We start from the raw sequence: 14,589 nt of genomic DNA, 5'->3' as shown, positions 1-14,589 counted from the left end.
AATGGGGAAGAGAATGTTTGTACTCATCATTTTTCTAATGAGTATCGCCTTAGTAGGAATTATTTCTGTTCAGGTATTTTGGATTAAAAAAACCATACAAATTACGGAAGAACAATTTAGTTCTAACGCAAAATTTGCATTGGCTAAAGTTTCTGAAGATATAAAACAAAGAGAGTTTAATGGGTTTTATGAAAAACTTGCAGATATTTATAAAGAAGGTGAAAAAATTAAAGATTCTGACGTAAGGAAGTTTATTTATGAAAAAATAGATACCACAAACAATGAAAAATTTACTTATTCGCAAAGTATTGTTGAAGCTAATTACAAAGTTCCAACTGATTTTTTTGAGGATGATTCTATAGATTTTAAAGAAATTTACAGCAAAGAAGAAGTAGTTGTAATTAAAAATCAAGTGCTTGACGAAGGTTCTGGATCTGTAGAACCGCCAGAAGAAAGATATATTAAAGTCGGAAGATTTAAGGGCGCAGAAAAATCGTATTTAGAGCGTCAATTTGATGTTTATATTAATAAAATTCCAATTCATAAAAGAATTAGTAACAGGGAAATTAGTTACAGATTACGTAACGAGTTAGATAACAGAGGTATCATTACCGATTTTAAATATGGAATTTACAGCAACGGATTATCAACTCAATTAAAATCGGGTTATTATAGAAAGGAAGAAGGGAAAAGTTACATGATTCCAATATTTGCAAATGCTGAAGGAGAAAGTAATTTTGAATTGTATGTTTCTTTTCCGAAGAAAAAAAATTACATCTTATCTTCTATTACCACTATATTAGGATTATCAGTTTTATTTGTCTTTATCATTATTTTGGCTTTTGCAAGTGCTTTGTATCAATTAATAAGGCAAAAACAAATTTCGGAGATAAAAACCGAATTTATTAATAATATGACACACGAATTTAAGACTCCAATAGCAACCATAAATTTAGCATTGGATGCAATTAAAAATCCGAAAATTATTGATGATAATGAAAAGGTGTTGCGTTATGTTAATATGATTAGAGATGAAAATAAAAGAATGAATAGCCAAGTTGAAAATGTGTTAAGAATTTCTAAATTAGAAAAAAATCAGTTGGAAGTAACCAAAGAAAAGGTTGATTTACATGAAATTATTGAAGATGCAATGACACATATTCAGTTATTGGTTAAGGATAGAGGAGGAAAAATTAAGTTAGATCTAAATGCTAAGGACTCAGTTATTCTTGGAAATCAATTTCATTTAACAAATGTGGTTGTAAACATGTTAGATAACGCAATAAAATATACCACGGAAGTTCCGAAAATTGAAATTTTCACTGAAAATTCAGGAAAAAATATTACATTTAAGGTAACAGATAATGGAATTGGGATGAATAAAAGCGTTCAAAAAAATATTTTCAAAAAGTTTTATAGAGAAGAAGGCGGAAATATTCACAATGTTAAAGGCCATGGATTAGGGTTGGCGTACGTAAAAAAAATAGTAGAAATTCATCAAGGTAATGTTAGCATTGAAAGTGAAAAGGGACACGGAAGTGTCTTTACAGTTAAGTTACCATTAATTTAAAAAATAATTTAGTATGGAAAATAAAAGAATTTTATTGGTTGAAGACGATCCGAACTTTGGAACGGTTTTAAAAGACTATTTAATGTTAAATGATTACAATGTAACATTGGCAAAAGATGGATTAGAAGGATTAATTATGTTCAAAAATGATGAATATGATTTATGTATTTTAGACGTTATGATGCCTCGTAAAGATGGATTTTCATTAGCGAAAGATATTAGAGCCACAAATAAGGATATTCCCATCATTTTTTTAACTGCAAAAACAATGAAGGAAGATGTTCTTAAAGGATATCAGGCTGGCGCAGATGATTATTTAAACAAACCTTTTGATTCTGAGGTATTATTGTATAAAATTAAAGCAATAATGCAACGAAAAGAAACAGAACAAACTATTGAAGAAGAAATATTTGAATACAATATTGGAAGATTTTATTTTAATTCAAAATTGCGTCATTTATCTTTTAATAATGAAGAATCACAAAAGTTATCGCCAAAAGAAAGTAAATTATTAAAATTGTTGGCTAATTATAAAAACGATTTAATGCCTCGAGAATTGGCTTTGACTAAAATTTGGCGAGATGATAATTACTTTACATCTAGAAGTATGGATGTATATATTGCTAAACTTAGAAAATATTTGAAACTAGATGAAAATGTTGAAATTTTAAATATTCACGGTGAAGGATTTAGACTCATTGAAAAATAAAATGATAAACCTGCTTTTTGCAGGTTTTTTTTTAGAATAAAGCTATATTTGATGAAATTAGACTTATGGCTCAATTTGTAAAAATATATAACGAAAATCCAAACGAAAAAGAAATTAGTAAAGTTGTAAAAGTTTTACGCGAAGGCGGATTAATTATTTACCCTACAGATACTGTTTATGGTTTGGGTTGTGATATTACTAATACCAAAGCGATGGAAAGAATTGCGCAAATTAAAGGTGTTAAACTTATAAAATCTAATTTTTCCTTTATTTGTTATGATTTAAGTAGTCTCTCAGATTATGTAAAGCAAATTGACACCCCAACCTATAAAATTTTAAAACGAGCCCTTCCAGGACCTTATACTTTTATTTTGCCTGGGAATAATAATTTGCCAAAAGCATTTAAAAATAAAAGTACCGTAGGAATTAGAATTCCTAATAATAATATTATAAGAGAGCTTGTAAAGCAGCTTGGAAACCCTATTGTGTCTACATCTATTTATGATGAAGATGATTTATTGGAATACACGACAGATCCGGAATTAATTTTTGAAAAATGGGAAAATGTTGTCGATTTAATTATTGATGGTGGTTTTGGCGATAATATTCCTTCTACTGTAATAGATCTTTCTGGAGACGAAGTAGTTGTTTTACGAGAAGGGAAAGGTAGCTTAGATATCTTATAACTAAGAATTTTAAATATCTTTAAAAGTCTTTTTACTTTGTATAAAATAATTCCAAACAATGCTCGTAGTGTGGTAGTATTGTTTTTTTTGATTTGATAATTTTCGCTGTTTAAACATTTTTAAGAAACTTGAGTAAAAGCTAAAATGTGCTTTAATAATTGAGAAAGTGTGTATAGGCCTTAATTCAATTAAAAATTTCATTCCGGCTACACCATCTAAAACCAACCGAAAAAATAAAATCGGAAATAAAGAGTTTGCTGGAACATTTTTGATTAGTGAAAATAAACTATTTCTAAAGTTTAAAAAGGTTTTTCTGGGGCTTAGTTCTTGCAAAGTTGCTCCTCCTATATGATATACGGTTGAAGTACCAACATATTTAATAGTTTTACCAATATTTTGAGCGCGCCAACATAAGTCAATTTCTTCTTGATGTGCAAAATAATTTTCATCAAATCCGTTCAATTCATTAAAAGCGTTTTTTCTTATAAAAAAACAAGCACCAGAAGCCCAAAATATTTCTGAGATGTCATTAAATTGACCAGTATCTGTTTCTAATTCATTAAAAACACGACCTCGGCAAAATGGATAACCAAATCTATCAATAAATCCACCACCTGCACCAGCATATTCAAATTTACTTTTATTTTTAAAATCTAATATTTTTGGTTGAATGATAGTTGTTTCAGGTTCATTTTCAAAAATTGCTATAATTGGATCTAACCAATTGGGTGTTACTTCAATATCAGAGTTTACCAAGGCGAAAATATCGGCATTTATGTGTTCTAATGCATCATTATAGCCTTTTGCATATCCTCCATTTTTTTTGTTTTGTACAATAGAAATATTTGGATAGTTATTGGATACAAATTCAACAGAATCATCTGTAGAATCATTATCTGCAACAACAATTTCAACGGAAGGTATTGTACTGTATGCAATTATTGATGGAAGAAATTTTTCCAATAATTGTTTACCATTCCAGTTTAAGATTACTATAGCTATTTTCAATTTTGTTTATTATTTGTTAAAAAATTATACAGTACTTTATTATATTTTTCAGAAGCATTAATATATGGAAAATGTCCTTCATTATAAAATGTATATATTTCAGCATCTTTATAAAGTTCTTTTATTTCTTTACGTAATTGAGGATGAATAAGAGGATCGTTATCTGATTCTATTATTAATTTTGGAATTCGTTGTATTTCTTGTTTAGCTGGGTTTGCAACAAAATTATCAATAACAACATAATACCTATTCATAAATTGTTTTTTACTAAAGTGTAAACTTGGTAAAAATGCTTTAAGTAATTCTGAGTTTTTTGCTGCTGGAACTATTTCTTCGTTTAATTTTTTTTCTCCTAATTTTGAAATCAATATCTCTGGCAGCCAAGGAATTATTTTACTTTTTCCTTTATTTTCTTTAGCAATTAAGTGGTTTGGTGGAAACGTATTACCAAATACTGCTTTTTCAACTCTATTAGGAATGGTATTCACTAAATATTGTGTAATATAACCACCCATGGAGGTTCCAACAGCATAAAAAGTATAGACATTTTCAGTTTCTAAAATTTTTAGAATTCCCTTCGTAGCATTTTCTAGTGAGTTTATTTCTTCAGGAAGGGTATAAGTTATTATTTTATAATTTTTTTCAAATGCAACAACTTGTTGCCACCACAAATCATAAGCACCACCCATTCCGTGTAAAAAAAGAATGGTTTTTTCTCCTTTTCCACCAACGTAATATATCCATTTAATACCATCTGCCTCAATTTTTTTAAGGGGTTTAGATTTGAATTCTTTTAAACTCTGTGATGCTTTATCATTTATTGTATACAATTCAAAGAAATTAGCTTTAGGCGCAGGAATAAAATAAATACCTACAATAAAAATAATTAATAGGAATAATATTTTATATAAATAACTCTTTTTCATGTTATTAAAAATTATAATTTGGAATATTATCTAAAAAAACATACTGTTCATTTTTAAAATCCATTGAGCAGTAAAAATGAGTTAACCCATTAGTTACAAACAAGTAGTTAGATTTTAATTTTAAGTTGTAACGTGCTATTTGATCAAAAGTATCTTGATTAATAGAAACTGTTGGAGCTTTACATTCAACAATAATTTCAATCAAACCAACTTTATTAAAAACTAAAATATCAGTTCGTTTTGTTAAATTGTTAATTGTTAATTTTTTCTCAACGCTAATTAATGAAATTGGATATTTTTTTTCTTCAATTAAAAAATGAATTATGTGTTGCCTAACCCATTCTTCGGGTGTAAGAACCATATATTTTTTACGTATAATATCAAATATGACATACTTATTTTTGGTACATTTGATTCGAAAATTATACGTAGGTAAGTTAAGCGCTTGCATACAACAAAAATGCTAATTTTTTTTAATTTATGGATGAGGTTTTAAAAATTGTTTCTGATATACAAAAAGGGGAAATTAAACCTATTTATTTATTAATGGGCGAAGAGTCATATTTTATTGATAAAATTTCAGATTTTATTGAGGATACTGTTTTACAAGAAAGTGAAAAAGCATTTGATCAAATGGTTTTTTATGGACAAGACATAAGCGTATCAGAAATTATTGATTACGCCAAAAGATACCCAATGATTGGTGAAAAACAAGTAATAATTATAAAAGAAGCCCAAGATTTAATTAGAACATTTGAAAACCTAACAAATTATGCAGAAAACCCCCAGCCTACAACAATACTGGTTTTTTGTTATAAATACAAAACTGTAGATAAAAGAAAAAAAGTATATAAAGCCATTCAAAAATCTGGGGTTGTTTTTGAAAGTAAAAAAATGTACGACAATAAAGTTCCAGAATGGATTAAAGCTATTCTGCAACAAAAAAGTTATAAAATAGATACAAAGGCTGCATTAATGTTGGTCGATTTTTTAGGGAATGATTTAAGTAAAATTAGTAAAGAACTGGAAAAATTAATGGTAGTAGTTCCAGTTAATTCAACTATTTCGCCAAAAGATATTGAAGATAATATTGGGATAAGTAAAGACTTTAATAATTTTGAATTACGAAAAGCAATAGGAGATAAAGATATTTTAAGGGTAAATAGAATTATCAATTATTTTGGTCAAAATCAAAAAGCAAATCCAATAGTTGTTACACTTTCTTTGCTTAATAGTTATTTTACTCAACTATTAATTTATCACAGTTTAAAAGATAAATCGTCGAATGCAGTTGCAAGATCTTTGGGTGTGAGTCCTTTTTTTGTAAAAGATTACATCGATGGAGCTAAAAATTACCCAATGAGAAAAATTTCTCAAATTATTTCATTTTTGCGCGAAGCCGATGTTAAAAGCAAAGGTGTGGGAGCTAATTCTGTACCAGCAAGCGATATTTTAAAAGAGCTTATGTTTAAAATTTTACATTAAATAATTAGTTTCAAAATTAAAAATATAGAAAAAAAATACATCTTTCAATCAACTTCTATTTATCAATCAAAATTCGATTTTCTCTATTTGCAACTTCCCAAGCAGTGTAAAAAATTAGTTGAGCTCGTTTGGCTAATAATTCATAATTTATTTTATCTGGAGTATCAGTTGGTTTATGATAATCTTCGTGCGTTCCATTAAAGTAAAATATAACAGGAATGTTGTTTTTTGCAAAATTATAATGATCAGATCTATAATAATAACGATTTGGATCATTTTCATCATTATAAGTATAGTCTAAATCTAATTTAGTGATATTAGAATTCATGTTTTCAGAAATGTTATGTAACTCAGAACTTAATTTATTCGCTCCAATTAAATAAACAAAATTTGGATTGTTTTTATGGGCATCATCAACCCGCCCAATCATATCAATATTTAAATTAGCTACGGTATTAGTTAACGGAAAAACGGGAAAATTCACATAGTATTTGGAACCCAATAATCCTTTTTCCTCACCTGTAATATGTAAAAATAAAATAGATCTTTTAGGTCCTTTTCCAGCCTCAACTGCTTTTTGAAACGCTTCAGCAATTTTCATTACAGCAACTGTTCCAGATCCATCATCGTCAGCACCATTATAAATTTCACCATTTTGAATACCTACATGGTCATAATGTGCTGATATAACAATAATTTCTTCAGGTTTTGTGGTACCTTTAATAAATGCTAAAACATTTTCAGATGGTTTTAAATTAGGTCTTAAATGCTCGGTTGGGATTGATTGATAATAATCGTGCCCACCATAAGGCGATGCTATTTTAGCATTAATATAAAAATTCTTTAAATACTCAGCAGCTTTTTTTTGTCCAGGCTCCCCAGTTTCTCTCCCTTCATACTCATCTGATGCAATAATATATAAATGTTTGCTCAAATCTATAGCGGTGATACTCGCTCCAAATTCAGCTATCACATCCGAATTTATAGTTGAGTTTTCAATTTGCTGACCGGTAATTTGATTATTACTAACACAGCTAAGAAGAGTTAAAGAAGCAATAAAAAGAATAGAATTTTTCATATAAAAATTAATAAGATTTTCAAATATATTAAAAATGAGAAGAAGGTTTAATTATAAATTGCTTTAAAGTTTTGTTAAACTCAATAAGGTTTGAATCAAACAATTGGTCTAAGGAGTTGTTTTCTATTAATGTAGCTGTTTCACCACAAATAAAGTTGGTAGGCGTCATAAGCCATAATTCGTCTGCTAATTGTAACGATAAATTTATTTCGTGTGTAGAGACAATAATGGTTTTATTAAATTTAACTGCTAAGTTTTTTAATAAAGAAAAGGTTTCAATAGTATGATGAATGTCTAAATGGGCTGTGGGTTCATCAAAAATAATAATCGCTGTATCTTGAGCTAATGCTCTGGCAATTAATACTTTTTGAAGCTGGCCATCGCTTAATTGATAATAAAATTTATGTTTTAAATGTGTGGTGTTGGTTTGTTCTAAGGCTTCATTTATTTTGTCTAAATCATTGACGTCAAGTTTTCCTATCCAATTGGTATATGGCTGTCTGCCTAAGGCAATTAATTCGAAAACGGTTAAGTTACTTTCAGGCAATTTTTCTGTTAAAACAACACTAATTTCTCGAGATAATTCTATATTTTTCAGTAAATTTAACGGTTTGTCCTTAATAAGAACAGTTCCTTTTAAAGCCGGTTGAACTTTGGTTAATGTTCTTAACAATGTAGATTTTCCAATACCGTTTTTACCCAATAAGCAAACTAATTTTCCACCTTCTAACTGTATATTTAAGTTTGACGCTACAACAATGGGTTGATCTTTAGTTGTATAGCCAATACTTAAATTTTGAGTTGTAATACAATATGAAATTTCGTTGCCCATTAATAAATCAGTTTTCGTTTTCTCAGTAATAACCAAATTACAACTGGAGCCCCAAATAATGAGGTTATAGCATTTATGGGTAAAGTAAATTCGCTACTAGGTAATTGCGCAATGCTGTCGCAGATAAGCATTAAAATTGCACCACTAATTGCCACGGCGGGCATTAAAATCTTATGATTAGATGTTGTAAAAACTAATTTTGTTAAATGGGGAACTGCCAAACCAATAAATGCAATAGGGCCGGCAAATGCAGTAATTACACCTGTAATTAAACTTGTTGAAATTAAGGTTACATTTCGTGTTATTTTTATGTTTACACCCATACTTTTTGCGTAATTTTCTCCTAATAACAAGCTGTTTAAAGGTTTTAAAATAAATAAAACCATAACAAATGAAAAAAGAAAAACAACCATTAAAACTATAATTTGACTCCAGCTAATATTTCCTAGACTTCCAAAACTCCAAAACATAAATTGTTGTAACTCGTTAGCACTACTAAAATAGGCTAGAACACTTATTATAGCTGAAGTAAAACTACCAAACATAAGTCCAATAATTAAAATTGACATGGTGTTTCTAACCTTAGTTGCAGCAGCCATAACAGCGAGTAAAACCATAAATGATCCAATACTAGCAGCCAATGCTTGCCCCCAAACACTCAACCCATATAATGTTAAATTTGCACCTAAAAAGGAAGAACCAAGTATTAATAAAGCAACGCCTAAACTTGCACCAGAGCTGATACCAAGAACAAATGGTCCTGCTAGCGGATTTCTGAATAAAGTTTGCATTAATAAACCACTAATAGATAAGCCCGCTCCAACAATTATAGCGGTAATAGCTTTTGGTAAACGGTAATTTAAAACAATTAATTTCCAAGAATCTTTATCAACTTCACCGTTAATTAATGCAATAAAAACCTGTTTTATAGGTATTAAAACAGATCCTAAACTTAAGTTGATAAAAAATAATAAAATAAGTGTAACAACTAAGGCTGGAAAAATAATTTTATATGGCACAGTGCTTTTAATCAAGATTTAGTAGTTAAGAATGTCACTAATTTTTCAATAGCTTTTCCTCTGTGGCTTATGGTGCTTTTTGTATTCATATCCATTTCGGCAAAAGTAGTAGAAAAACCTTTGGGAACAAATAAAGGATCGTACCCAAATCCAAAATTTCCCTTTTTTTCTTTTAGAATTGTTCCTTTACAAATTCCTTCAAAAATATATTGTTTTCCATTCAAATTAAGTGCAATGGCAGTTCTAAATTGTGCTTTTCTGTTAGAATTTTCTCCAAGTTCTTTTAGTAGTTTCTTCATATTTTTATCTGCATTATTTTCTTTTCCAGCATAACGTGCCGAATAAACTCCTGGCTCATTATTTAGCGCCTCGACTTCTAAGCCAGTATCATCAGCAAAACAATTTAATCCAAATTTTTGTGTAATAAAGTTAGCTTTCAAAATAGCATTTCCTTCAAGTGTTAGGGCTGTTTCAGGAATGTCGTCAAAACAATTAATTTCGGCAAGACTTACAATTTCAAAGTTTGTTAACATGGCCTGCACCTCTTTTAATTTATTAGCATTGTTAGTTGCAAAAACTAATTTTAATTTATTCATGGTGGTAGGGTTCGTTTTTTAAAATTGTAAATGCTCTATACAATTGTTCTACCACAAATAAACGAATCATTTGATGTGAAAAGGTCATTTTTGATAAAGAAATTTTACCTGTCGCTTTTTTATATAATTCATCGGAAAAACCATATGGACCACCAATTACAAAAATAAGTTGTTTAATTCCAGCATTCATCTGTTTTTGGAGGTATTTTGAAAAATCGACAGAGCCATATTCTTTTCCTTTTTCATCTAATAAAATTAAAATATCCGAATTTGTTAATTTTTTTATTATAAGTTCCCCTTCTTTTTCTTTTTGTTGATTTTCGCTTAAATTCTTACTATTTTTAACATCTGGAATAATTTCCAATTCAAAATTAATGTAATGTTTTAATCTATTTTGATAGGCTTCTATCAAAATAGTTAAATTTTTATCATCCGTTTTTCCTATAGCAACTACTTTAATATTCATAAAATCTAATTTTACTTTTAATAGGAATTACCAAAAGTGTTTTTTAAAAATTTTAATTCGTTTTTTAGAATAGTTCAATAATTAGTACTAAAATTTTGTAATTTTTCTTTTCATAATTAATAAGTTTTCCCCAAAAATACTATATTTTCGTACTATTAAAAAATTAACAGAATGATTTCAAAAGAGCAGTTTGAAAAAGAACTTAAAATAATAATTGAAAATGCTATTAGAGAAGATGTTGGAGATGGCGATCATAGTTCATTAGCATGTATTCCTAAAACTGCTTTAGGAAAAGCAAAATTATTAGTAAAGGAAGATGGTATAATTGCTGGTGTTGAATTTGCTGAACAAATATTCAATTATGTTGATAAAAATTTAAAGATTGAAGTTTTAATAAAAGACGGACAAAAAGTTAATTATGGCGATATCGTTTTTTATGTTTCAGGCAGTTCTCAATCTATTCTAAAAGCTGAACGATTAGTTTTAAACGCAATGCAACGTATGAGTGCTATTGCAACTAAAACGAAACAGTTTGCATCCATTTTAGAAGGTACAAATACCAAAATTTTAGATACACGTAAAACAACTCCTGGAATTAGAGCACTAGAAAAATGGGCAGTAAAAATTGGAGGAGGAGAAAATCATCGATTTGCTTTGTATGATATGGTTATGCTAAAAGATAATCATATAGATTTTGCAGGCGGAATTTCAAAAGCAATTACTAAAACAAAGTTTTATTTGAAAGAAAATAACCTCGATTTAAAAATTATTGTTGAAGCTAGAAATTTGGAAGAAATCTCCGAAATTCTTGAACATGATGGTATTCACAGAATTTTAATTGATAACTTTAATTATGAAGAAACTAAAAAAGCGGTTGCGCTAATTGGGAACAAATGCCAAACTGAATCTTCGGGTGGAATAACCCTAAAAACAGCTAAAGAATACGCTAAATGTGGTGTGGATTATATTTCATCAGGAGCATTAACACATTCGGTTTTTAACATGGACTTAAGTTTAAAAGCAGTTCAATGACAAAACAAATTGAAGATAGCCTAGAAAAAATTCCAATTTTAAATTGGATAATGCTCTTGGTAAAAAAAGTAAAAATTCCTGGTTTAATGGGAATGTCGTTATACGATGTTTTAGAAATGTACATAATTGGTATTGCAAAAGGAGCTTTAACTTCAAGAGCTGGTGGTATTGCATTTAGTTTTTTTATGGCATTATTCCCATTTTTATTATTTATTTTAACTTTAATTCCATTTGTCCCCATTGAAGGTTTTCAGAGCGATTTTTTGTTTATGATAGATCAATTATTACCTCCTAAAACATCAGAATCTGTACAAGATGTGATTAATGATATAGCAATTAATAGGTATGGAGGCTTAATGTCTTTTGGTTTTATTGCTTCTATTTTTTTAATGACTAACGGAGTTAATGCAATTTTAGGTGGATTTGAATATTCGTACCACGTAAATGAAATGAGAAATACATTTAGACAATATATTATTTCTATTGGTATGTCTATACTTTTTGCGGTAATTTTAGTTATTACTGTAATTCTTGTTATTTATTTCGAAATTGGTGTTTCAAGATTAAAATTGAAAGGTTGGGTAGATGACGATGTTTTTTGGATCGATTGGGGTAGAATCCTATTTTTCACATTACTTTTATTTGTATCAGTTTCGTTTTTATACAATTATGGAACAAAATCGATGAAATTTAAATCGTTTTTCACTCCTGGTTCTGTTTTAACAACAGTACTTACCTTACTTATGTTTAAAGTATTTGCAATTTATGTTGAAAAATTTGCCACGTATAACGAGCTATATGGTTCCATTGGAACGCTACTTATTCTAATGTTGTTTGTTTGGTTAAATGCAATTATTTTATTGCTTGGTTTTGAGCTAAATGCAAGTATAAAAAGGTTGAGAAGGTTTCATTTAAGACAAAAAATAAATAAATGAAAATAATAGCAATGATTCCGGCACGATTTGAAGCCAGTCGTTTTCCAGGTAAATTAATGAAAGATTTGGTAGGCAAATCTGTAATTTTAAGAACGTATGAAGCAACTTTAAATTCAAATCTTTTTGATGAAGTGTATGTAGTTACCGATAGTGATATAATTTATAATGAAATTATTTCAAAAGGAGGGAAAGCAATTAAAAGTATAAATGAACACGAGTCTGGTAGCGATAGAATTGCTGAAGCTGTTGCATCCATGGATATTGATATTGTTGTAAATGTTCAAGGAGACGAACCTTTTACACAAACTGAACCACTTATAAAATTATTGAAAGTATTTAAAAAGGACACCTTAAATGAAGTGGATATTGCTTCATTAATGATAAAATTGGAAGATGAAGATGAAATAAATAACCCAAACAATGTTAAAGTGGTAATAGATGACAGAAATTTTGCAATGTATTTTTCAAGAGCTCCAATTCCGTATCCGAGAGAAAAAAGTTTAGCTACTTATTTTAAGCATATTGGGATTTATGCATTTAGAAAAGAAGCATTAATGCGATTTACAAAATTGCCCATAAATGCTTTAGAAGCAACAGAAAAATTAGAAAATTTACGCTTTTTAGCAAATGGCATGAAAGTTAAAATGGTAGAAACAGGTCAGTTAGCTATCGGTATTGATACTCCTGAAGATTTAGAAAAAGCGATTGAATTATTTAATAGAAATCTAAAATCATATTAAAAAAAGATTCAAAATAAGTGCTGGTTATCATCATATGAAAATCAATACCAGAAAATCTTTAAATAGTTTTTTAAATTTTAGATATTTGCAACCTAATTAATACCAATGGCACAAAAACCGAGCATTCCAAAAGGAACACGTGATTTTTCACCTAAAGAAGTTACACAACGAAACTATATTTTTAATACTATAAAAGAAGTTTTTGAACTGTATGGATTTCAACCAATTGAAACTCCAAGTTTTGAAAATTCTACTACGTTAATGGGAAAATATGGAGATGAAGGCGATCGGCTGATTTTTAAAATTTTAAATTCAGGTGATTATTTAGATAAAGTCGATGAAACATTGCTTTCAGCAAAAGATAGTTTAAAAGTAACTAATCAAATTTCAGAAAAAGCATTGCGTTACGATTTAACAGTGCCTTTTGCTCGTTATGTAGTACAACACCAAAACGATATAGTTTTTCCGTTTAAACGTTACCAAATGCAACCTGTTTGGAGGGCCGACAGACCACAAAAAGGACGTTTTAGAGAGTTTTATCAGTGTGATGCAGATGTTGTTGGTAGCAAAGGTTTATGGCAAGAAGTTGAGTTTGTTCAGTTATACGATGCAGTTTTTAGTAAGTTACATTTAGTTGGAACGACTATTAAAATCAATAATCGCAAAATTTTAGCTGGTATAGCTGAAATAATAGGTGAAAAAGATAAATTAATTGATTTTACGGTAGCCTTAGATAAATTAGATAAAATTGGAGCTGAAGGCGTTGCAAAAGAAATGCTTGAAAAAGGTATTTCAAAAAAAGCCATAGAAAAAGTAACACCTTTATTTAATTTGCAAGGAAGTAATGTAGATAAATTAAATCAGCTTGAAGATTTACTATCCAATTCTGAGGTAGGAAAACAAGGAGTTGCAGATTTAAAATTTGTGGTATCAACCGTTGAGAATTTCGGCTTGCAAACAGCTTCATTAGAATTGGACGTAACCTTGGCACGTGGTTTAAATTATTATACTGGAGCTATTATTGAAGTTTCGGCACCAAAAGGTGTTGAAATGGGTTCAATAGGTGGCGGTGGAAGATATGATGATTTAACAGGTGTCTTTGGGTTAAAAGATGTGAGTGGTGTCGGTATTTCATTTGGTTTAGATCGAATTTATTTAGTGCTTGAAGAACTTAATTTATTCAAAGATGTGGCCTTGCCAACCCCAAAAGTTTTGTTTTTAAATTATGGTGAAAAGGAAGCTACTTTATGTATGAAGGCATTAATGGTTTTAAGAGCAAAAGGAATAAAAACTGAATTATACCCAGAAAGTGATAAACTTAAAAAACAAATGCATTATGCAAATAGGAGAGAAATTCCTTTTGTTGTAATGGTAGGTGTCAATGAATTAGAAAATAATAATTTCACTTTAAAAAATATGCATACCGGCGACCAGCAAATTTGCAATCTTGAAGAATTACTAAAAATCACAACCCAACTTTAAAACATTGTTGTAAATTTGCGGGCTA

16 protein-coding genes are annotated in these 14,589 nt (G+C 29.0%); 8 read left to right on the top strand and 8 right to left on the bottom strand.

What is annotated here, in order from left to right; translation table 11 throughout:
• The first annotated feature begins 1 nt into the window (after position 1).
• The 3 genes from Q8S45_RS09295 (at position 2) to Q8S45_RS09285 (ending at position 2,965) form a co-directional block, all read left to right on the top strand.
• Positions 2 to 1,570, top strand: coding sequence for a sensor histidine kinase KdpD (locus tag Q8S45_RS09295; protein WP_305604026.1), 1,569 nt, complete (start codon positions 2 to 4; stop codon positions 1,568 to 1,570).
• A gap of 13 nt (positions 1,571 to 1,583) precedes the next feature.
• A complete protein-coding gene (locus Q8S45_RS09290; RefSeq protein WP_305604024.1) occupies positions 1,584 to 2,279 on the top strand; it encodes a response regulator transcription factor in 696 nt (231 codons plus the stop codon).
• 65 nt (positions 2,280 to 2,344) lie between these two features.
• Positions 2,345 to 2,965: an L-threonylcarbamoyladenylate synthase gene (locus Q8S45_RS09285; protein ID WP_305604022.1), complete on the top strand. Its 621-nt coding sequence runs from the start codon at positions 2,345 to 2,347 to the stop codon at positions 2,963 to 2,965.
• Between the two features lie 9 nt (positions 2,966 to 2,974).
• Here Q8S45_RS09285 and Q8S45_RS09280 read toward each other — a convergent pair whose 3' ends face one another.
• From Q8S45_RS09280 to Q8S45_RS09270, 3 genes are read right to left on the bottom strand one after another with little or no spacing between them, the layout of a single operon-like run.
• Entirely contained in the window at positions 2,975 to 3,973 is a 999-nt protein-coding gene (locus Q8S45_RS09280) for a glycosyltransferase family 2 protein (RefSeq protein WP_305604020.1), read from the bottom strand.
• Entirely contained in the window at positions 3,970 to 4,899 is a 930-nt protein-coding gene (locus Q8S45_RS09275; protein ID WP_305604018.1) for an alpha/beta fold hydrolase, read from the bottom strand. Before Q8S45_RS09275 ends, Q8S45_RS09280 begins: the two co-directional genes overlap by 4 nt.
• A gap of 4 nt (positions 4,900 to 4,903) precedes the next feature.
• Positions 4,904 to 5,350, bottom strand: coding sequence for a type I restriction enzyme HsdR N-terminal domain-containing protein (locus Q8S45_RS09270; RefSeq protein ID WP_305604016.1), 447 nt, complete (start codon positions 5,348 to 5,350; stop codon positions 4,904 to 4,906).
• Positions 5,351 to 5,379: 29 nt separating this feature from the next.
• Between Q8S45_RS09270 and holA the strand changes: the two genes are divergently transcribed.
• Entirely contained in the window at positions 5,380 to 6,384 is a 1,005-nt protein-coding gene (gene holA, locus Q8S45_RS09265; RefSeq protein ID WP_305604014.1) for a DNA polymerase III subunit delta, read from the top strand.
• A 55-nt stretch (positions 6,385 to 6,439) separates the two neighbouring features.
• Here the strand turns inward: holA and Q8S45_RS09260 are convergent, their stop codons facing one another.
• From Q8S45_RS09260 to rlmH, 5 genes are read right to left on the bottom strand one after another with little or no spacing between them, the layout of a single operon-like run.
• Positions 6,440 to 7,462, bottom strand: a complete 1,023-nt coding sequence (locus tag Q8S45_RS09260) for a M28 family metallopeptidase (protein ID WP_305604012.1) — start codon at positions 7,460 to 7,462, stop codon at positions 6,440 to 6,442.
• Positions 7,463 to 7,490: 28 nt separating this feature from the next.
• The gene (locus tag Q8S45_RS09255; protein ID WP_305604010.1) at positions 7,491 to 8,294 is read right to left on the bottom strand and encodes an ABC transporter ATP-binding protein; all 804 of its coding nucleotides are present in this window, start codon (positions 8,292 to 8,294) and stop codon (positions 7,491 to 7,493) included.
• A complete protein-coding gene (locus Q8S45_RS09250; protein ID WP_305604104.1) occupies positions 8,294 to 9,325 on the bottom strand; it encodes an iron ABC transporter permease in 1,032 nt (343 codons plus the stop codon). The genes Q8S45_RS09255 and Q8S45_RS09250 overlap by 1 nt, the downstream gene beginning before the upstream one ends.
• Positions 9,325 to 9,909 carry a non-canonical purine NTP diphosphatase gene (locus tag Q8S45_RS09245; protein ID WP_305604008.1) on the bottom strand — a complete coding sequence of 195 codons (585 nt, stop codon included), beginning with the start codon at positions 9,907 to 9,909 and terminating at the stop codon, positions 9,325 to 9,327. The genes Q8S45_RS09250 and Q8S45_RS09245 overlap by 1 nt, the downstream gene beginning before the upstream one ends.
• On the bottom strand, positions 9,902 to 10,375 hold the full coding sequence (rlmH, locus tag Q8S45_RS09240; RefSeq protein WP_305604006.1) for a 23S rRNA (pseudouridine(1915)-N(3))-methyltransferase RlmH: 474 nt from the start codon (positions 10,373 to 10,375) through the stop codon (positions 9,902 to 9,904). The genes Q8S45_RS09245 and rlmH overlap by 8 nt, the downstream gene beginning before the upstream one ends.
• Positions 10,376 to 10,546: 171 nt before the next feature.
• On the opposite strand from rlmH, the gene nadC reads away from it, so the two are divergent.
• The 4 genes from nadC (at position 10,547) to hisS (ending at position 14,564) form a co-directional block, all read left to right on the top strand.
• A complete protein-coding gene (nadC, locus tag Q8S45_RS09235) occupies positions 10,547 to 11,407 on the top strand; it encodes a carboxylating nicotinate-nucleotide diphosphorylase (protein WP_305604004.1) in 861 nt (286 codons plus the stop codon).
• Positions 11,404 to 12,342, top strand: a complete 939-nt coding sequence (locus Q8S45_RS09230) for a YihY/virulence factor BrkB family protein (protein WP_305604002.1) — start codon at positions 11,404 to 11,406, stop codon at positions 12,340 to 12,342. The genes nadC and Q8S45_RS09230 overlap by 4 nt, the downstream gene beginning before the upstream one ends.
• The gene (kdsB, locus tag Q8S45_RS09225; RefSeq protein ID WP_305604000.1) at positions 12,339 to 13,082 is read left to right on the top strand and encodes a 3-deoxy-manno-octulosonate cytidylyltransferase; all 744 of its coding nucleotides are present in this window, start codon (positions 12,339 to 12,341) and stop codon (positions 13,080 to 13,082) included. Before Q8S45_RS09230 ends, kdsB begins: the two co-directional genes overlap by 4 nt.
• A 105-nt stretch (positions 13,083 to 13,187) precedes the next feature.
• Positions 13,188 to 14,564, top strand: a complete 1,377-nt coding sequence (hisS, locus tag Q8S45_RS09220; protein WP_305603998.1) for a histidine--tRNA ligase — start codon at positions 13,188 to 13,190, stop codon at positions 14,562 to 14,564.
• Positions 14,565 to 14,589: the final 25 nt, after the last annotated feature.

It is taken from the genome of Lutibacter sp., assembly GCF_030692605.1.
In the GTDB taxonomy this organism is placed as follows: domain Bacteria; phylum Bacteroidota; class Bacteroidia; order Flavobacteriales; family Flavobacteriaceae; genus Lutibacter.
The sequence above is the reverse complement of the archived record's forward strand: the minus strand, read 5'-3'. Positions and strand labels throughout refer to the sequence as shown.